Origin of the sequence: Paenibacillus sp. FSL R5-0928 (genome assembly GCF_037970385.1) — a bacterium.
Classification (GTDB): Bacteria; Bacillota; Bacilli; order Paenibacillales; family Paenibacillaceae; genus Paenibacillus_AQ; species Paenibacillus_AQ odorifer.
The window spans coordinates 3,347,374-3,365,804 of sequence record NZ_CP150225.1 but is presented as its reverse complement, the minus strand read 5'-3'; the positions used below and the strand labels follow the sequence as shown (position 1 = coordinate 3,365,804).

Here is an 18,431-nt window from a genome sequence, read left to right as displayed (position 1 = left end):
ATTAGATATTATTCACACGAACGAAGCCGCTATAGGACACAGTTGACCTTATGCGCTACTTTTTCCTATATTAAGGGTGCTCGCGGACTCCATAGCCGCTATGAGCTTGATAATCACCATATATCATCCTCTATTTAAGGAATAGCAGCACTGGAGTCCGAAATCATGCTCCAAAGGCTAAATATATGCAAATAACGTCATCTGAGTCCGAAAGTATTCAAGTCACTCCGCGTGACACATCCAGCCTGCCATAATTCCAGTAGAATAAAATCGAGTGATTCTCGTGAAGCCTGATTCTTTCAATAACTCTTCAATTTGTTTTTCAGGAAGGAAAGAAATTTTCGTAATATTGCTACTTACATTATCAAACGCTTCGGGAGATTCATACCCTGCAACCCAAAAGCTTTTCCATACATTTATTCTGTCGTGGAGTTCAGGATCATCCAAATCTCCATATGCACTTACGAGAACAAACGGAGCACCCGGTTTCAGATTATCCTTTATGGAGCGAAGCAATTTCAATTTTTCTTGAACATCATGGATGAAATGAACGACCAAAATACAACTTGCCACATCGAACTTTGAGTCCTGCTGAGGAAGATCATCGATTGTCCCAGGAATCAGACTGACACGGCTCTCTAAGCCCAGTTCATCTATCTTTAACTTCGCGATCTTAAGCATATCTTCCGAAGGATCCACTCCAGTAAATGTCCAGTTTGGGTTAGATGGACCCCATGCCGAAAATTCATTTCCTCCCCCCGCACCGACCACGAGCAAAGATACAGGGATGTCACCTAATTCGAAGCGAAAATAAGATTGGATCATCGAAAATAATGAATCATAAGAGGGAATCGAAATACGAGTTGTTTTTTCATAGGTCGCCCTCTTGGCATTTAATTTTTGCTCTTCAGTCATTGTAATCATCCTCCATTGTTTTAAACTTCACATTTTAGTATCAAAACCCACATTAAAGTTATTACGGATTTATATTATCTCTAATAAGCCCGAAAAAAGAACGGATCTTTACTCCGTCTTCATCGTTTTTGCCAAATCTGCAATTTTCGTGTTCTCTAAGTACTGCTCCATCTGTCGCTCAGCGTCAATCACAACCTGTTGAATCAGACATTCACTTCCGTGATCTAGACTGCATTCAAAAAAGGAAGCAGTTCCTTCAATCGCATGAATAATATCCAGAAAAGAAATTTCCTCCGACTTGCGTCTGAGACGATACCCACCATTAGCGCCAGGCGCAGATTGAATTAATCCAGCCTTCACTAGCTTAGTCATCATTTTGGACAGATAGGTTTGGGAAACACCCAGCTTCTCAGCAAGCAATTGAACACCCACCGGCTTATCAGACGCCACCGTCACCATATAGAGCATTGCATGAAGTGCATAATCTGTCGCTTGGGAATATTTCATTCAGCACCTCCATTAACGACTTTAGAAATCTATGATAACTCTAACATTTTTAAAAGGCAAGTATATAATTCCTACACTCGCCCATTAAGCAATCTTCTTCATCCTCAACTAATTGGAGTATACTCTCCATTAAACTCAAATTCATAGTCATTAGCGATACGGATATAGCCATATACGCAATGCCAGCGATCTCTGTAGAAAACACTGGAATAATTCTGATTATCCCTATTTCCTTCAGCAACTAAGATCTCTTTGTCATCGCATGCTAAAACAATACCTGTATGATCGTGAGGGTCATTAGTTAGCAATTTTTCATAAATCACAATATCACCACGTTGAGGAGTAAACCCCTCTTGCCCGTCAAAATAAAAAAATGCGGTCTCAGGTAGTTGCGCCCACTCTAACCATGCCCCTACGCCAGCTAATCGAAAATCAGCATTCGGATATCGAATCGGCAGCAGAAAGCCAGCTTGCATACAGCAGTAATATACAAATGCTGCGCACCAATTGTTTTGTAATACTTTATAAATCCCTTGGTCAGGCCAATATTTACAGATTTCTCGATATCGTTCGTTTCCTGGTATTCCAACAATGTTTTCTTTTCCAAATGCTTCAGCAATATTAGCCAACTTGCCTCGTTTATCCGTAGGCTGATGAACTTCAGCCCCGCTACTGTAATCTATCTCTTCCAAAAAATCCTCTGGAATCGTCATTTCACGAAGTACATTCCGAAGCCTATTCGTGTCCTGTTGTGTTACATTACAGTCCCTATTCTGCAAGTGTAATTGTAGAACTTGAGCATCCTTTAGAATCTCTTCATAGGGACCCTTAACTTTATTCCTATCCCCTTGATGGAAGATCGCCTTTAGAATTTGAGTCAGCTCTTCATTGGTGAACATATTCAAGTCTCTTAATAAAGGCCTTACGGTATCTGCACTGTTGGGACCTGGAAAATCCTTGACTCCGGTTTTGAAGAAATAATAATTATGAAGCAGTCCTATAATGGCTGCCAATTCCTGATTTTGTTCTCTTTTCATGGCAAGCAATGAAGCGAAGCTAGACACTCCGTACAGGTGAACATACGCTTCCTGTTTTCGTTGTTCGTTACCTATAGACAAGATCATTTCTTGAACAAGCACACGCACACTTTCGAGGCGCTGGTTTACTTTTGTTATCAGTCGTTCAGTCACTGCAAACCTTCCCCTCCGTTACTGCTCAGCTGTAATAATACCAAAGCTAAAACTGACATAAATCTTTTTATCAATTCAGTCCCTAAAGACTACCTTTTTCTGTCCATCCTTGACGAATTCCACACCAAAATAATCGGTATTACCGTTCGCCCCGAATTCAGCGATCCGAGCATCAGGCTTACTCTCAAAGTGAATGTTATGTTTAATATTAGATCTTGGTAACAATGTAATCTCTTGCGGCTGAACCTCTGCGAATGACCAAATCCCTTGAGAATTACCATACTCTCGAAAGATTGGACGAATCATAACGGTTTCATTTTGCCCGCCATAGTTGATTAGCCTGATTGTACATTGAACCTTCACTATATCCTCTTGAGTACCGTACATACAGTGCGAATCTTTTTCCAGAAAATCCACAACTTCAATTCCTTCATTGTTCATATTCACAAGATAATACAATCGTTCTGTTAGAAATGGATATAACGTAATGAAAATGATGATAGCAAGCAAAACGGTTCTGCCTACATATTTTTTATAACGCTGTCTAAAGTGCTTTATAGTTAAACTCCCACTGACGATTAACATAATGATCCCGAATATCGCTGAGTAATGTAAACCATGGTTTGTCGCAGGCTCGCTCCAAGGCGGAATTCCAATGGTTCTGAAGAGGTAATCCCCAAACATAGTCCCCTGATGTGTGATTCCCACAAAAACTAAAGAAAACAGCAAAAATAAAACAGCCATCCATCCTTTACCCTTGATCATTTCATCCCTCCCAACCAATAACAGTTATGTCTTCTCTATCCTCCAAGGAAAGATTCCTATGCATATGCAATTCAATTTTTTTACCGCTAAAACTTAAGGTGTAATCAACTACGTAAGGGGTTTCAATGTAATATACCGTGAGGATTAATTTAGAATCAGCATATTGCCAGCTTGCAGATGTACAAACTTCCTGCTCACTAAGGGATAAGTCTTTAATAAATAAACATTTTGCATAGGCAGGCTTTAAAAAATTGAAGTTAAATTCATCTAAATGATCGTCGTAAAGTAAAGAAAAACTAAGGTGATCTTCTTCAAACTTCAGTGTTAATTCTTTGATTTTATGCTTATTATCTTCAAAGATATAAATTCCACTGTACGATCTATAATCTACTTTAACTATCCTGTCTACTAAGGAGGTAAATGTAGGAGGTTTAATAATGTTAGATACAACCGTTGGCCAATCAAGGTTCAGTAAATTTGCATATATGATATCTAAAAAATCCTGTAACTTCTTCATCTCGGTAAAACTTGAAGTTGCAGCAATCACAATCTCTCGACTCGGATCAATGAAGCACAATTGACCAAAAGCTCCATTCCCCATCTTACATCCATTCCTGCACATAAAGAACTGATAACCATATCCGTTTGACCAATCAGCCTTATTTTGTCCCCAACGATTATCGCTTTGTTCATTTAGCGCCAGCTTTAAATAATCTTCAGAAACAATTCTACAGCTATTGTAAACTCCTTGATTGAGGAGCATCTGGCCAAATTTCGCAATTCCATCTGTTGGTATGCTTAGTCCCATTCCACCAGCAACAATTCCTAACGGGCAAGTCTCCCAATCCGGTCTTTCTATGTCCAATGGAGTAAATAATCTTGGCATTAGAAAATCAACAAGATTCTCTCCAGTCGTCTTTTCGATAATAGCCGAAACCATATAAGTGGCGTGTGTATTGTAATTGTAATAACTTCCCGGTTCATCTTCTACGTCCAAAGCTAAAAAGGCACGAACCCAATCATTTTGCTTGGCTATCGCACCATATATATTATTGTTATGCCCCGTATTCATGGAAAGAAGATGATGTATCGTCATCTTATCTAAATTAGGTGAAATTGAGCTAGGAAGCTGATCTGGGTAAAAAGAAACCACTTTATCCGTTAATTCAAAATAACCGTTATCCCATGCTATGCCTGCTGCAATAGATGTAAAGCTCTTACTCAGGGAAAATAAAATTTGGGGAACGTTTTTGCGGTACGGTTGACGATAAAACTCGGTAATAACTTCTCCCTTTCGCAATAGCATAAAAGTATTAACCGGTAAATCAGATCGTTCAAGTTCTTCATAAAACTTAGACAGCGCTTGAGTCAAAATCTCTGGCTGATCCATATAAACCTCGCTTGTCATTATATTTTTGAGTTTTTTAATAATTCTCAGGTGGAGCGCTAAGTCTCGTGTCAGGTCTAAAATACTTGATATAGTTGTGGTATATTTCCGTTTCTTTAAACCCAAGGCTCTCATATAAGGCTTTCGCAAAATTCCCCTTCACTACTTCAAGTATGACCTTATCTTCACCTCTACTAATGATTTCATTAATAAGAAATTTCACAAAAGATCTTCCATAACCTCGTGATTGATGTTCTATCGAAATAGCAACCATACTTATTTTATTTCCTGCTATCTTGCCTACTGCTACTATCGTTTCATCAACTATCATTACAAACATATTATCTTTATTCTCCGCATACTGTTCCCGTTCCCATTCCACAGGTTTATAAAAAAACGAGGGATACATTCCTACACGTTGACGCATATGATAAAAAGCTAATTCGCAAACTCTGTCCCATTCAAAGTAATCCTTTTCCTCATAATTTCTAACCAGGATATTCTCTGAAGGAAAGGGAGCGCCTGTTCGTTCCATATTATAGATGGCAAAGTATACGCGATAATTATTTTTTTCCAAAACGCTGATTAATTGAGCATTGCTAGAAAGAACATTGAATACTGTATGCTCTACTGTTTCATTATGTATAAGCATGTTTTCATATTCTTCTATAAGCTTGGAGCCGACTTCCATTGTGTCATACTCATTATTAACAAACAGGATTGCTTGTGGTTTTCTTCCAAACCCGTTAAATGAAAGAAAGCCTATGGATGTATCATTCATAATGGCAACCACAATGTTCTCTCTGTTGCTTTCTTCATTTTGATAAAAACTCTTTAATAAATCCTTATTGTGAAGTAACATATGTTCAATTTGCGCCTTATCTCTTTGCGGACTGTATTTTTGTATTAAAAATGAGTTCATCTTGCTCCTCCATTTGTTCATTTAGACGGCAACCTTGACATGCTAAACCTAAAGACTTGTTATACCAAAAATAATCTTCAACGTTTTACGACTCTTCTTACTTATTTTTAAGCCTTGTTTTAAGTCTAGAATGATTACGGTTTTGCCAATCCAAACTCTAAAATAACGAGCGGAACTTTACCGGTTTCACTATGCCTTTTTCTTCATATTCCGTTCCATCCTCTAACTCCGTTTCAGTTCTAATAAGCCATGTATTGCCAAGACCAAATTCGATATACTTCAGAATCTATCTCCCCCGTACAAGAGCTGCTTTTATTGCTCAATAGTTTTTATTAGATAAAGGCAGAGATCATCGTCCACACAAACATGTGCCCCAGGCTCAACAGGCTTATTATCGTACATGATTCCCCGCCCATCAGGGATAAAACCACGCTTTATATACATCCGTTGTGCGGTTCCATAGTCAGCGTATAATCCAAATCCAATACCAATAGTATTAGATATAGTAAAAGCATCTTTTTCAAGAGCTTCAATTAATACACTTCCTACCCCACGTTTCCTAAATGGCGGGATGACGTCAAAGTTTTGAATTTCAGGTATATTATTCTCTGCAAAATAAGGATATTCCGACCTGTATACCACATGTCCCCATCCAACAAACTCATTTTCACAAAAAGCTAAAATTGTAACTCGCTTTTCATTTTGATTTTCTTGCCAACAACGTTGGACATAATCAAGAGGTTGGCTTACGTCATGCTCAGATAACCCCGTATGTATAATAGCAATATCGTTTTGTGTCATTCGACGGATTTGTAAAGGTAAGGCCATAATATAATTTCCTCCTAACTTATTAAATGAGTCCATTCCTATATTAACATACTAATTAGGATTAATCTGGTAAAAAACGATTATTGTTAAACTACCCTGTCAGATAAAAGAACAGGCTGCAGAATATACCGGCAGCCTGTTCTGATTTTGTTATTTTTTTATTTCTTTAAGGTAAAAGTCATATAATTGATCAATAGATGAACTTGAAAAGATAGACACTGCTTGTTCAATTTTCTCACGTTTCCAATCGAACCAGCACATTTCCTTTAACTTTTCGATTTCTTGATCTGTAAACCGTTGCTTGATCACTTTAGCAGGATTTCCGCCTACTATCGTATACGGTGGGACATCCTTTACAACAACTGATCCTGCCGCAACAATAGCACCTTCGCCTATTTTCACACCGGGCATAATCATTGCATTCATCCCAATCCAGGCATCACTAGCAATGATTGTATCCCCTTTGGATTCGTAAGAGTTTGCAATCTGATCTACAAAAGGATACACGGTGATCCATTCAGGATGATGATTGTGATTCCCACCCATGAGAATAATTACACCACTAGCAATACAAACATAATTTCCTATAATCAATTTATCTAAATGCCAACCATAATCTTCACTGGGATTAAACAACTTTCTTGATTGTTCATCACCCCAAAGGTATCTAACACACCCATCTTCAAAATCAAGATTATCGTAATAACCAGAGTAGTAAGAGTACTCTCCTACCTCAATCATTGGGTTGGTGACAATATCCTTTAAATACTTAATTTCAGACCAGTGGCTGAACTGATGTTGTTTCATTTTCTTTCCCTCGCTTCTAAGTAATGTAATTCATTTATACTTAGAAGCTTGATGCAGTAGCGACATTCTTAAACCTTTTCAAACGACGAACCATCGTCCTCATCCTTTTCCTAATTGATGCCGTCATTGTAACAAACGAATGATTTATTCGTCAAATCAACCGTATTGTCCGAACTCAGCTCAATTATGAATTTATCGGATTACGGCTAGCCTTAACATGTTTAAGCTGGGCAACTATAATGACGCTAATGATCACTAGAAGGAACCACGAACTGATCTTACTGAAACTAACCAGTTGCCACGTTTGATATTGATCAGGATATTTCCATGCATTAAAAAATGTAGCGATATTTTCAGCTAACCAGATAAAAAATCCTACAATAAAAAAGGCCAGTGTCAAGGGCATTCGATAGGTAACCGTCCGTACCCTATAAATGATCCATGTTTTCCAGAAGACAACAACCACAAGCGCTGTCAGCCACCAACGAAAATCAGGAATGAAATGATGTGTGAAAAAATTTAAATAGATGGCTCCTCCCAACAATCCCGCTGAAGCAAGCCCCGGCCAACCGGTCATATCCATTTTCAGTCTTCGCCATATCTGGCACATAAAGCTTGCGACACTCGCATACATAAATCCACTATAGAGGGGTACACCAAACACCTTCGTAAACCCTGGCTCTGGGTATGCCCATGAACCCATCTTTACCTTATAGATTTCCAGCAACAAACCAATAACGTGAAATACACAGATTACTTTTATTTCATCCAGTGTTTCTAATCCAGTACGGTACATGAGGTACTGCACTGTAAGCAGTATTAGAAGAATGGCATCATAACGGTAAAGAAAAGGCATTTCTATTATGTTAGAAAGAGCTAAAGTCCCAAAAATCGCAATAGGAAATATGCAACTCATCGCCTGATGATATCCAAAATGCAGCAATTGTGTTATTGACTTCATTCTTAACTTTCCTCATCATTTTTGTATTCTAATAGATCTCCAGGCTGACATTCCAAAGCCTTACAAATTGCCTCTAACGTTGATAATCGCACCGCTTTTGCTTTTCCATTTTTCAATATAGAAAGGTTAGCCATTGTTATTCCAACTCTCTCCGAAAGCTCAGTAACACTCATTTTTCTTTTAGCCAGCATCACGTCGATATTAATTATAATCGCCATTGTTTTCACCTCAGACAGTTAAGTCATTTTCTGATTTTATATCAATAGCTTCTTTTAAAAGCTTTTGCAGAACTGCAGCAAAAACGGCAATCACCATGGAGGCAAAAATGATAATCAAACCGATGACTATAATCCCGGGGGCATCATCTTTCTCCGCCATGAGGTAAAAGAGTGGCATACCAACTACATACAAGCAACTGATGATGATTGCACAATATTTTATTTTCTTTAAAACCTGTACAGACATTTCCGAGAAAGCATTGTTCTTGTCAATATAGCCTAACAGTTTAAAAGCTTGATACAGTGCAAAGTAAAAAGGTATCGCCGAGGCATACAAATCAATGGCAAGGAGATATTTCAATAAACTATAATCCGGATACAGTTCTGCTGCGAAACTCGCTATCTCCGGCACCACAAATATGCACAAAGCAAGCACCGGGATACCTATAAGAATAACCGCTGCCCTTAAAAAAAGTGTTGATCCTCTTTCCATAAAAAACACACCTCACAGATTTATTGTGAATTGAATTTATCACATTATTTATCGTTTTACAATATATTTTAATCGAAATACAGTTATTATTGGCTGTTTTATAATTTTCGACTAAAAGGCCAAGCTAATTGACTATTAGAAGTCATTAGCTCGGCCTTGGTACCTTTTCATATCTCTTTATCTCTATTTTTCTATTCTACAAGTAATTCTAATACTGACCGAGATCGATAAAATTCAAATCCATGTTAGTTTCATCTTCAGCCTGATTTGCAGCCTCCGTTGATACTACTTTTCCTTCGTATTCAAGGTTACCGCTTGTCAAATTGAATACATATAGACGATTACCTTTGAAATTCTTATAACCCACAATATAGAGATAGTTTTGTTTAAAATCATAGGTAATGTTTTCACTTAAATCTATATTTGTATTCTTCAAAGTAGTCTCATATTCTTTACTCACGAGATCGTAAGAAATAACAGTAAATCCTATATTCTCCTTACCCGATACAGCTTTTTGCAGGAAATAAATTTTCTGTCCATACGCATTCATAATATTATTCAATAACATTTCATGCCCTTGGAACGCGAGCGGCGAGATTTGTCCTGTTGCAACATCTACTTGATATGCCTTTTTATGATTATCTTTACTAACCGTTAAAATCCATTGATCCGTGTGATCCAGATTTTGATTGGCTAACCTAACGAATTGATTATCCCCATTTGCTGCTTCAGATTTAGCTCCTGGTAACACGAGCGGCTCATTTGTAATCTCCTTTGTTGTTAGATTAACACGGATAATCTGCGGTTCAGATACATAACCTTTGGCGCTGTGATTCAAAAACACCATTGCAACAAGCTCTTGATCAACAAGCTGTACATTTTGTACATACATATCTGAAACATCATGATCTACATTGATATCGGATGTGATTTCCAGCGTATTGATCTTCTGCTTGTTAAGCACAGAAATACTGAGCTTAGCATTTTTCTTCGCTGAAGGATCATTGGATTGCTGCTTATCTACGGTCCAATTCACGTAAGCAAGCATATCCTGATTTTCATAAAACCCAGCTAAGTTCTTCTTTCCACGCATGAACTGACGATGCTGATCCCTCCATTTATCCAATTGTGTGTTCACTGGTCTTCGGTTTAAGCTTTGGCTGATCGTTAACTTTTCATCTGGATAATCTGTACCATTTGTAGTGATATTAGCTCGTTTGATGCCAAAAACACTATCCTTAGTCAGATAATTTCCGTATAAAGCTATATCTTCAACGAGAGAAGCATCCCCTTGAACCATCGTCAGCTTATAATTAGGTGGTGTCTCTTGTGAAGCCTGTACATAATACGTCCCGATTGTAACAACCGCGAACACTACAAGAACGGCGGTAACCATATATTTTCTCATTCCTTAACCTCCATTCCCCTTCAATTATACCGATATTTTCTTACGCAATAGATACAAGCTGTACCAAAGCGAACCTCCAGCAATAATCACTATTAATCCGAGACAAGCACCTAAGATTTCTCCGGGATAGAAGTAGCTATCGTATCTGCTATAACCCATAAGATAGGGTATTGAGGCTAATCCAGCTAGAACCGCTAAGTATAATACGATAAAGCCGATCCCTTTCAGTCTGTAGCTCCGCTCCATTAGAATCGCTGTGAACAAGACGATCAAGCCCGTAATGCCCAGTCCATAATATAGAACAAACTCAGAAAAGTAGGGCGGAACCAGTACTCTAAGCACAGTAGGATACTTCAAATAATCAAATACCGAGATGTTCCGATATAGTTCAGCAGGAAGAATCGACTGTGCTATCAAACGCTCCAGTGGCACAAGCACAATTTGCAGGGCAACAAGTCCAAATGCGAATAGCAAGATCGTAACCAGCTTGGCAAAATACAAATTCGCCCGATTGGATGGCAAGGTGAGCAGGCGATATACTATCGTATTTTTACCTCTCCAGTCACGGTACCAGATGAAGCAGCTATATATTAGTAACACTGTTATGCTCAAGAATATGGGTCCGAAATATAGAAGTCCATTATAGCGAGCATACATCATACTGTTTAGCTGAATATATCCAGTCACATTGTGATATTGCTCAAGCGTCCATTGATTCACTCTCATTGCCTCATTCGCAGAATCCAGCCAATGATTAGCACCGATGGTGACTGCTGCAAGCTGCAAGGCAACTGTCAGCACCATGAGTCCAATATATATTTTGGCAAATCGGTTCATTTCAAAATTCAATAGCTTCACAAAAGCTCTCATTTCATGTACACCTCTCTCATTACGTCCGTAATGGACTTACCTTCCTGCTCGCGAACTTCTTCACAGTAGAATTCACGCTCTACCTTCCCGTGCTGTAGCAAGACCGCTTTATCAATTAAATGCTCAATATCGTTAATTTCATGAGTTGTAATAATCACACCACGGTCCTCGATCAATTCACTCGTGAACACATCAGTAATTTGCTCGCGGCTGAACATATCAATCCCCGAGAACGGTTCGTCCATTAGGATGTAATCACAATCCAAGGCTAGTCCCAGCAACAAATTTACCTTCGCAGCCATCCCCTTCGACAATGAGGATACGCGATCCGAAGAGCTCAGTTGGAAGAACTTAAGCAATTCCTTTGCACGTTCAGCGTTCCAATTCCGATAAAAGTCAGCCATAAAGATCAAGCAATCAGCAATTCGCATATTGGAGGGCATCGTTAACGAATCTGGAATAAAAGTGATTTTCTCATACATCACAGGTGTTAGTGATACATTATCGATTAAGACCTCACCTTTGTATGGTGTCAGTCCCATGATGGACTTCAGCACCGTTGACTTCCCGGCACCATTGATTCCGATCAGGCAGGTAATCTCTCCTTTGGCAGCAGTGAAGCTAACGCCATTAAGTACCTTCTTGAATCCATAATTCTTCACCATCTGATTCACTTGGATCATCTTGTGTCACCATCCTCTGGAGATAACTTTCGCTCGGATGTATATTTTGTCTTTATGATCTCTACCAGTTCTTCAACTGGAATTTGAATATTCTGAATGGAGCTGATGAATATATCCACTGCACTTTCGATTAATTCAGCTCGAATCGAGTTAAGTATTTGCTGATCCTGTGTAATTCGGCTCGGGGAATTCCCTTCTGTTACGATCAAACCCTGTTCCTCCATTTCCTTATATGCCTTCTGCGCCGTGTTCGCATTAATCTTCATTACTGATGCAAGTTCACGCCGTGAAGGAATTTTGTCTCCCGCTCCGATTTGCCCTGTGGCGATCTGTTCCTTGAAATGACGCACAACTTGAATATATACCGGCTCACGAATATTAAAGCTGACGCCTGATTTCTGTTCTTCTGTCATACAACCAACTCCATATACTAAGTGTGTGTACTAAGTGGTTCATACATCTTATTTATGTACTATACGTGTAATACACTTTTGTGTCAATAGTTCAGGTTTGAGCAGAAAAAAAAGCTGCCTCTCGGCAGCCCTTTTATTACTAAAACACCTTTTGATTAAAAACATGTTCTTTTCCACCTAAACCCAGTGTAGCTGCTGTTGTAGTATGAATTTTCTGCAGAAGCACGGGATTATCCATAAGTGACAAGCCATAAGAAGGAATCATTTCTTTTATTTTGGGTTCCCATTCTTTTATATATTGAGGGAAACATTTGTTAAGCACTTCAAGCATCACGTGAACAGCCGTAGAAGCTCCAGGGGAAGCCCCTAACAGTGCTGCGACCGAACCATCAGCGGCACTAATAACCTCGGTACCAAATTGAAGTGTGCCTTTGCCAGCTTCTGTATCTTTGATAACTTGCACACGCTGACCAGCTACAACAAGATCCCAATCTTCAATTTTGGCATTGGGGATAAACTCTTTCAGTTCTTCCAGACGTTTTTCTTTCGATAACAGCACTTGTTCGATCAGATATTTTGTTAATGACATATTTTTAGCACCTGCCGACAGCATTGTTATGAGGTTATCCGGTTTTACAGAAGTTATTAAATCAAACATTGAGCCCGTTTTTAAGAATTTAGGTGAGAAGCCGGCAAATGGTCCAAATAACAGTGATTTTTTATTGTCGATAAATCTTGTGTCTAAGTGCGGTACGGACATTGGAGGGGCTCCAACTTTAGCTTTGCCGTATACTTTGGCATGATGCTGTGCAATAACTTCCGGATTATTACACACCATAAAAATACCACTTACTGGGAATCCACCTATATGTTTTCCTTCAGGAATACCTGATTTCTGCAGTAAGTGCAGGCTTCCTCCCCCGCCACCAATAAACACAAATTTCGCTGTATGTTGTTCAATGTTACCGCTGGCATTTTTGATTTTCAGATCCCATAAGCCAGCACTGTTGCGCTTCATACTATTGACACTATGCTTGTAGTGGAGATCGACGTTTTTACTCTTTAAATGCTCAAATAAGATACGCGTTAAAGCACCAAAGTTAACATCCGTTCCAGAGTCAATTTTTGTAGCCGCAATGGATTCGTTCGCTGGACGATTTTGTATAATAAGCGGAATCCATTCCATCAGTTTTTTAGAGTCAGCAGAAAATTCCATACCTTGGAATAATGGATTTTTTGAGAGCGCTTCAAATCTTTTCTTTAAAAAAGCTATATCCTTCTCCCCTTGCACCAAACTCATATGAGGTAACGGCATAATAAAGTCCTGGGGATTATGTATCAGCTTACGATTTACAAGATAAGACCAAAACTGCATCGAAAGCTGAAACTGTTCATTAATCTGAATAGCTTTGCTAATATCTATAGATCCGTCTGGCTTTTCAACAGTATAATTAAGCTCACAGAGCGCCGCATGCCCGGTTCCTGCATTATTCCATTCATTAGAGCTTTCTTCCCCTGCTTTTTCAAGCTTTTCAAATACTTTAATTTTCCATTCCGGTACTAATTCCTTCAAAAGTGTTCCTAAAGTCGCACTCATGATTCCGGCACCAATTAAAATGACGTCTGTATCAGTTGCACTTTTGCCCATTATTACCATCCTTATCCCCTGAATTTTGCAGAAAGGATGTGGGCGCTCCTTCTTAGGCGTCACACCTTTTCTGTATCAATTATAACCTTATCATGGTGTATTACAATTATTTATAAATTTAATATCTACTATTATATGAAAAAAATAAAATATTTAAAAGCTTGTAAAAAAGATAGAAATAAGTCCTCAAGATTTATGGAATAAAAAAAGCTGTATCATCCCCTGTTCTCATTGTAGACAATTCCGTTTTGATATCCCAACCCTACTATTGTTTTTTGAATTTCCTGATCTACTTTTCTTTTAAAAGTTGCAAACTCTAATGTAGTTAAGCCAATTGGAAGCTCTTGTTCTATAAATGAATCAAAATCGATCGCCGTTTTGAAAATACGAAGCTTGTGCAGAAAAGGTAATTGCTCCATTCCCGTCAAATGAGCCAATGTTTTACAATTCATAATCGTTAGCTCTTCCAATGCCTTCATCTGCTGATCAAAGTTAATCTCACGTAGCTGGATTTGATCTTCAATCACAAGCTTTTTTAACGCACGAAAAACCGAAATATTACTCAGATCATGAAAGCCACGGACTCTACAAATTTCCAGGCTTTCGATCTCATTCTCTTCGATGTCCTGAATATGTTCTCTGCCTCCAAGTAAAATGCGAAGTTCTTTCAATTTCTTTAGCCGATTAATAAAATGTAAGGGTTTGTTGCTGATGGAGTGCAGCGCGAGATAGGTAAGATCCTCCAGATCTCCAATAGCATCAAGGTTTTTAACCTTTCCTATTACATGCAACTGTTCTAGACGAGAGAATTCTTTTAGGTATTCCAGATTAAGCGTCTTTTTCTCCGAACTAATATTTAAAATGCTTAAAGACCGCAACGTATCTATACTCAGAATCTCCGAATTCTCAAGCTCATAAATACCCACGCTCAGACTATACAGGTTATTCAGCTTAGCCAATACGTTCGTGTTATGTGCCTGGCGAAGACAATTCAGCAGCAGCATTTTAACATTTGGAATCTGCAGGAGTGTCTCACAATCAAAGGATACAGAATAATGGCCATAAAAACGCACTCCAAAATTTTCATCAAAACGCGCGCAAAGCTCATTTACTTCATCCAGAATCGAGCCATAGGTCGATGGATCAGAGAACTGAACAATCACTTGGTTGCCGCTGTACAAGTCTTGCTGAATCTGAACTGGATCTAGTGAAATAGGATCATTGATCAGAATCCTTCTTTTCCATGTAACACTCATTCCTAACCCCTCCTACCTGCCGTTAATCATCATTATATATTTATTGTAAATCTACGAATTACTTACCCAAGAACATAATTACATAAATCAACCCCATGGACAAGCTAAAAAGGTAGGTTATAGAATATTTAGAGTTCCGTTGATTTATGAGGATTGAGAATAATTGATTCACATTAAAAATACAATAAGCTGTATCATTCGTAGAGTAATCTACTTTTGATACAGCTTATTTATTATTTATTCAGCCTTTTGCGATGAACTATAAATCCCCGCCACCAACTCCAGCGCTTTTATCCCTTCAGCACCATCCAACCAAAACTTTTGACCCCTGGCGACATGCTCATAGAAGTCCTCAATCAGTCTCTTATGCCCGGTACCCCAATAGGATTTACCTTCCGTAGCACTAAATCTAGGCTCACACAGCAAGGTTTCCTTTCCATCCTTCCAAAGATATAAATGATCTCTGCGGAGGTTGATAGTCCCTTCTTCAAAGACTAGCTCCAGCTCCACTGGAGAATTCTCCAGATAGGTATTTGTACCATAAAAAAGCCCTCTGACATTACTAGTGAAATCGATGGAGGCATGGGCGGTATCCTCTACCTCTATGACCCCATTTAGCACATCCGTGGTTATACTCCCTTTCACCGATGCAACCTCTCCACCAAACCACTGAAGTAAATCTAGTGTATGGATAGTTTGGTTAATTAGCAGGCCTCCACCTTCCGTAGACCAGCGTCCTCTCCAGTCACTATCGCTATAATAACTTTCGCTGCGGTGCCAGGTCACGATTCCTTTCATGCAGTGCAGCTTCCCATATATTCCTGAATCAATGACCTGCTTAATATATATGGAGGCATCATTATAACGGTTCTGAAACACCACACCAAGCTGACCTGTGCTTTGCTGTGCGGCTTCAAGTATTCGTCTGGCTGAAGGAAGATCTGCCGCCATAGGCTTTTCGGTAAGGACATGTTTTCCTGCTTGTAACAACTCCGTAGCCATTTCTGCATGTAAATAATGAGGCGTACAGAGATGTACAACATGAATACGGTCATCCTTTAAAATTTCTCTATAATCATTAGTAGCTTGGCAGTCATATTCTTTAGCCGCATGTAATGCTTTGTCAGCATCAATATCTGCAACTGCAAGTAGGCTCACACCATCGATGCCTGTTAATGTTTTTGCATGTAGAGGGAAAATGGCTCCGCATCCAATAATGGCTGCTCCAAGTTCTTTCATCTATATTACCCCCGTTCATCATTCAATCGTTATCTGAGTATTGCCGGGGTTAGATTGATCGCTTGTTCTTGAGCCTTCAGACATAGCTCGGCAGCTTTGAACACATGGCTCTGTGTCATCGCCAGCTCTGTCCGATTCAGACAGTCAAGGATTAGCTCACCAAAGAAAGGAAAACCAACCTTCCCAGCTACATGCTCATAATGTTCCCCTTCCCCATTGACCCAGTACACATGATCCGGTGTATTTGAACGACCCATATCAGTATATTTACGCAGTTCAATATATCCTTCAGTACCCATAATCATCGTGCGCCCGTCTCCCCATGTGCCCAGCCCATCAGGCGTAAACCAATCCACGCGAAAATATTGTGTTGCCCCATTGTCACCTACAAGAGTAGCATCACCAAAATCCTCTAATTCGGGATAAGTCGGATGGTTGTAATTGGCCACTTTACTATGAATAACCGAAGCATCCTGACAATCTGCATAATACAAAAATTGTTCTATTTGATGACTGCCTATGTCACACAAAATCCCACCATATTTCTCCCTTTGGAAAAACCATTCCGGCCGGTTAGGAGCATTTAGACGATGTGGCCCTAATCCAATGACTTGCAGGACACGGCCGATAGCTCCTTGCTGAATCAGCCGCCCAGCATAGATAGCGCTTTCAACGTGAAGGCGTTCACTGTAGTAGACCATATATTTCTTATTAGTTGCTGCTGCCACTGCTCTAGCGGATTCAAGCTGTTCCAGGGTTGTAAAGGGTGCTTTATCCGTAAAATAGTCCTTCCCGTGAGCCATTACCCGATTGCCTAAAGGTCCGCGTTCAGATGGAATTGCTGCCGCTGCTATTAATCGCACTTCGGGATCTTCCAGAACTTCTTCCACAGATCCAGCAGCTTTGACACCGGGATATTTACTAATAAAATTTCTGACCTTTTCCTCATCCGGATCATATACCCATTTCAGCTCTGCCCCTGCTTCAACCAGTCCGTTACACATCCCGTAAATATGACCGTGATCTAGGGCAATAGCGGCAATGATGAATTCACCCGGCTTCACTACTGGTTTGGATTCATATGTTGGTGCATAGGTCATCCCATTTTTCCGATTCATAAAACCCCTCCTAATCAGTATTACTCCATTCTATAACGTATTAAGAAGATAACGCAGACTGATCTCCAAGCTTTCAAAAGGATCACGACGGCAAACATCCTGCTCCACTACGAACCATTCAACACCTGTTTCGCGACAAACATTGATAATTTCTTTATAGTTCATATTCCCTTCACCGATTTCAGCAAAGATCTGTTTTCTATTAACGATCGCCATATCTTTTAAATGAACTACCTGCATTCTGCCTGCAACTTTGCGTATCCATTCAGCCGGACTCCCTCCGCCTGCTTGAACCCAATATAAATCCAGCTCAAAACCAACGGCAGGATCAGACTCGGTGAGCAGAATTTCCATGCCAGTCATTCCATCAAAGCGTTCAAATTCAAAATCGTGATTATGATAAACAAATTGCAGATCATGTTGATCTTTTAAAGTAACTGCAATGTCCGACATCAGCTTTGCGAATTCACGGTAACCTTCTTGTCCCGTACGGAATATTTCCGGTAAACTTCCTAGTCCAATATTTTTGCAGTTCCACAGCTTATGTTCAGCGGCTAAAGCATCCAAATCGTTCGTTAGGCGATCCCATGACACATGGGTTGCACATATTGCCAGACCTGATTCATCCGCATACTCTTTTACGAGTTTCGGATCGATCGGCCCGATGGCTGAAATCTGAATAGCTTCATAACCCATAGCAGATACCTTTTGAAAAGTGGATCTTAAATCCTCCGCAGTTTTAGTAAAATCACGTAATGTGTACATTTGAGCAGCAATGGTTGAACGATTCATAGGATCTTTCC

The 18,431-nt window shown here is 39.4% G+C and carries 20 protein-coding genes and 1 pseudogene; all 21 read right to left on the bottom strand.

Translation table 11 applies throughout. The features are described from left to right. Window positions 1–222: 222 nt before the first annotated feature. Window positions 223–915 carry a class I SAM-dependent methyltransferase gene (locus tag MKZ16_RS15190; RefSeq protein ID WP_076105613.1) on the bottom strand — a complete coding sequence of 231 codons (693 nt, stop codon included), beginning with the start codon at window positions 913–915 and terminating at the stop codon, window positions 223–225. Window positions 916–1,023: 108 nt separating this feature from the next. Further along, the gene (locus tag MKZ16_RS15185; RefSeq protein WP_036678138.1) at window positions 1,024–1,422 is read right to left on the bottom strand and encodes an Rrf2 family transcriptional regulator; all 399 of its coding nucleotides are present in this window, start codon (window positions 1,420–1,422) and stop codon (window positions 1,024–1,026) included. Between the two features lie 104 nt (window positions 1,423–1,526). Continuing rightward, window positions 1,527–2,612, bottom strand: a complete 1,086-nt coding sequence (locus MKZ16_RS15180; protein WP_256715512.1) for a CHAP domain-containing protein — start codon at window positions 2,610–2,612, stop codon at window positions 1,527–1,529. Between the two features lie 75 nt (window positions 2,613–2,687). Continuing rightward, window positions 2,688–3,377 (bottom strand): hypothetical protein, encoded by a 690-nt coding sequence (locus MKZ16_RS15175; RefSeq protein WP_036678141.1) that lies wholly within the window; start codon window positions 3,375–3,377, stop codon window positions 2,688–2,690. A gap of 1 nt (window position 3,378) precedes the next feature. After that, entirely contained in the window at window positions 3,379–4,767 is a 1,389-nt protein-coding gene (locus MKZ16_RS15170) for a serine hydrolase (protein WP_179090024.1), read from the bottom strand. 34 nt (window positions 4,768–4,801) lie between these two features. Next, window positions 4,802–5,686: a GNAT family N-acetyltransferase gene (locus MKZ16_RS15165; protein ID WP_076099315.1), complete on the bottom strand. Its 885-nt coding sequence runs from the start codon at window positions 5,684–5,686 to the stop codon at window positions 4,802–4,804. A gap of 48 nt (window positions 5,687–5,734) precedes the next feature. Then, window positions 5,735–5,969: pseudogene (locus MKZ16_RS15160) on the bottom strand (DUF3977 family protein). A 29-nt stretch (window positions 5,970–5,998) separates the two neighbouring features. Continuing rightward, window positions 5,999–6,514, bottom strand: coding sequence for a GNAT family N-acetyltransferase (locus MKZ16_RS15155; RefSeq protein ID WP_036678147.1), 516 nt, complete (start codon window positions 6,512–6,514; stop codon window positions 5,999–6,001). Window positions 6,515–6,664: 150 nt separating this feature from the next. Further along, on the bottom strand, window positions 6,665–7,321 hold the full coding sequence (locus MKZ16_RS15150) for a CatB-related O-acetyltransferase (protein ID WP_076105611.1): 657 nt from the start codon (window positions 7,319–7,321) through the stop codon (window positions 6,665–6,667). Window positions 7,322–7,505: 184 nt separating this feature from the next. Next, a complete protein-coding gene (locus tag MKZ16_RS15145; RefSeq protein WP_038570784.1) occupies window positions 7,506–8,282 on the bottom strand; it encodes a DUF817 domain-containing protein in 777 nt (258 codons plus the stop codon). 2 nt (window positions 8,283–8,284) lie between these two features. Further along, complete coding sequence (locus MKZ16_RS15140; RefSeq protein WP_036678155.1) at window positions 8,285–8,500, bottom strand: helix-turn-helix transcriptional regulator; 216 nt, start codon at window positions 8,498–8,500, stop codon at window positions 8,285–8,287. A 10-nt stretch (window positions 8,501–8,510) separates the two neighbouring features. Continuing rightward, window positions 8,511–8,993 carry a DUF2975 domain-containing protein gene (locus MKZ16_RS15135; protein ID WP_036678158.1) on the bottom strand — a complete coding sequence of 161 codons (483 nt, stop codon included), beginning with the start codon at window positions 8,991–8,993 and terminating at the stop codon, window positions 8,511–8,513. A gap of 208 nt (window positions 8,994–9,201) precedes the next feature. Then, window positions 9,202–10,401: a hypothetical protein gene (locus MKZ16_RS15130; protein WP_076105610.1), complete on the bottom strand. Its 1,200-nt coding sequence runs from the start codon at window positions 10,399–10,401 to the stop codon at window positions 9,202–9,204. Between the two features lie 24 nt (window positions 10,402–10,425). Beyond that, window positions 10,426–11,271 carry a hypothetical protein gene (locus MKZ16_RS15125; protein ID WP_038570781.1) on the bottom strand — a complete coding sequence of 282 codons (846 nt, stop codon included), beginning with the start codon at window positions 11,269–11,271 and terminating at the stop codon, window positions 10,426–10,428. After that, window positions 11,268–11,954 (bottom strand): ABC transporter ATP-binding protein, encoded by a 687-nt coding sequence (locus MKZ16_RS15120; RefSeq protein ID WP_036678167.1) that lies wholly within the window; start codon window positions 11,952–11,954, stop codon window positions 11,268–11,270. The genes MKZ16_RS15125 and MKZ16_RS15120 overlap by 4 nt, the downstream gene beginning before the upstream one ends. After that, entirely contained in the window at window positions 11,951–12,367 is a 417-nt protein-coding gene (locus MKZ16_RS15115) for a GntR family transcriptional regulator (protein WP_076105609.1), read from the bottom strand. The genes MKZ16_RS15120 and MKZ16_RS15115 overlap by 4 nt, the downstream gene beginning before the upstream one ends. Window positions 12,368–12,506: 139 nt before the next feature. After that, window positions 12,507–14,015 carry a malate:quinone oxidoreductase gene (locus MKZ16_RS15110; protein WP_076105608.1) on the bottom strand — a complete coding sequence of 503 codons (1,509 nt, stop codon included), beginning with the start codon at window positions 14,013–14,015 and terminating at the stop codon, window positions 12,507–12,509. Between the two features lie 215 nt (window positions 14,016–14,230). After that, window positions 14,231–15,271 carry a hypothetical protein gene (locus tag MKZ16_RS15105; protein ID WP_038570772.1) on the bottom strand — a complete coding sequence of 347 codons (1,041 nt, stop codon included), beginning with the start codon at window positions 15,269–15,271 and terminating at the stop codon, window positions 14,231–14,233. A 237-nt stretch (window positions 15,272–15,508) separates the two neighbouring features. Beyond that, window positions 15,509–16,510 (bottom strand): Gfo/Idh/MocA family oxidoreductase, encoded by a 1,002-nt coding sequence (locus MKZ16_RS15100; RefSeq protein ID WP_076105607.1) that lies wholly within the window; start codon window positions 16,508–16,510, stop codon window positions 15,509–15,511. A gap of 29 nt (window positions 16,511–16,539) precedes the next feature. Further along, window positions 16,540–17,628, bottom strand: coding sequence for a Gfo/Idh/MocA family oxidoreductase (locus MKZ16_RS15095; RefSeq protein ID WP_036678180.1), 1,089 nt, complete (start codon window positions 17,626–17,628; stop codon window positions 16,540–16,542). 30 nt (window positions 17,629–17,658) lie between these two features. After that, window positions 17,659–18,420 (bottom strand): sugar phosphate isomerase/epimerase, encoded by a 762-nt coding sequence (locus tag MKZ16_RS15090; protein WP_038570765.1) that lies wholly within the window; start codon window positions 18,418–18,420, stop codon window positions 17,659–17,661. Window positions 18,421–18,431: the final 11 nt, after the last annotated feature.

Coding starts and splice junctions, on each gene's coding strand:
- MKZ16_RS15190 (WP_076105613.1), bottom strand. CDS start 915: ATGACTGAAGAGCAAAAATTAAATGCCAAGAGGGCGACCTATGAAAAA.
- MKZ16_RS15185 (WP_036678138.1), bottom strand. CDS start 1,422: ATGAAATATTCCCAAGCGACAGATTATGCACTTCATGCAATGCTCTAT.
- MKZ16_RS15175 (WP_036678141.1), bottom strand. CDS start 3,377: ATGATCAAGGGTAAAGGATGGATGGCTGTTTTATTTTTGCTGTTTTCT.
- MKZ16_RS15170 (WP_179090024.1), bottom strand. CDS start 4,767: ATGGATCAGCCAGAGATTTTGACTCAAGCGCTGTCTAAGTTTTATGAA.
- MKZ16_RS15165 (WP_076099315.1), bottom strand. CDS start 5,686: ATGAACTCATTTTTAATACAAAAATACAGTCCGCAAAGAGATAAGGCG.
- MKZ16_RS15155 (WP_036678147.1), bottom strand. CDS start 6,514: ATGGCCTTACCTTTACAAATCCGTCGAATGACACAAAACGATATTGCT.
- MKZ16_RS15150 (WP_076105611.1), bottom strand. CDS start 7,321: ATGAAACAACATCAGTTCAGCCACTGGTCTGAAATTAAGTATTTAAAG.
- MKZ16_RS15145 (WP_038570784.1), bottom strand. CDS start 8,282: ATGAAGTCAATAACACAATTGCTGCATTTTGGATATCATCAGGCGATG.
- MKZ16_RS15140 (WP_036678155.1), bottom strand. CDS start 8,500: ATGGCGATTATAATTAATATCGACGTGATGCTGGCTAAAAGAAAAATG.
- MKZ16_RS15135 (WP_036678158.1), bottom strand. CDS start 8,993: ATGGAAAGAGGATCAACACTTTTTTTAAGGGCAGCGGTTATTCTTATA.
- MKZ16_RS15130 (WP_076105610.1), bottom strand. CDS start 10,401: ATGAGAAAATATATGGTTACCGCCGTTCTTGTAGTGTTCGCGGTTGTT.
- MKZ16_RS15125 (WP_038570781.1), bottom strand. CDS start 11,271: ATGAGAGCTTTTGTGAAGCTATTGAATTTTGAAATGAACCGATTTGCC.
- MKZ16_RS15120 (WP_036678167.1), bottom strand. CDS start 11,954: ATGATCCAAGTGAATCAGATGGTGAAGAATTATGGATTCAAGAAGGTA.
- MKZ16_RS15115 (WP_076105609.1), bottom strand. CDS start 12,367: ATGACAGAAGAACAGAAATCAGGCGTCAGCTTTAATATTCGTGAGCCG.
- MKZ16_RS15110 (WP_076105608.1), bottom strand. CDS start 14,015: ATGGGCAAAAGTGCAACTGATACAGACGTCATTTTAATTGGTGCCGGA.
- MKZ16_RS15105 (WP_038570772.1), bottom strand. CDS start 15,271: ATGAGTGTTACATGGAAAAGAAGGATTCTGATCAATGATCCTATTTCA.
- MKZ16_RS15100 (WP_076105607.1), bottom strand. CDS start 16,510: ATGAAAGAACTTGGAGCAGCCATTATTGGATGCGGAGCCATTTTCCCT.
- MKZ16_RS15095 (WP_036678180.1), bottom strand. CDS start 17,628: ATGAATCGGAAAAATGGGATGACCTATGCACCAACATATGAATCCAAA.
- MKZ16_RS15090 (WP_038570765.1), bottom strand. CDS start 18,420: ATGAATCGTTCAACCATTGCTGCTCAAATGTACACATTACGTGATTTT.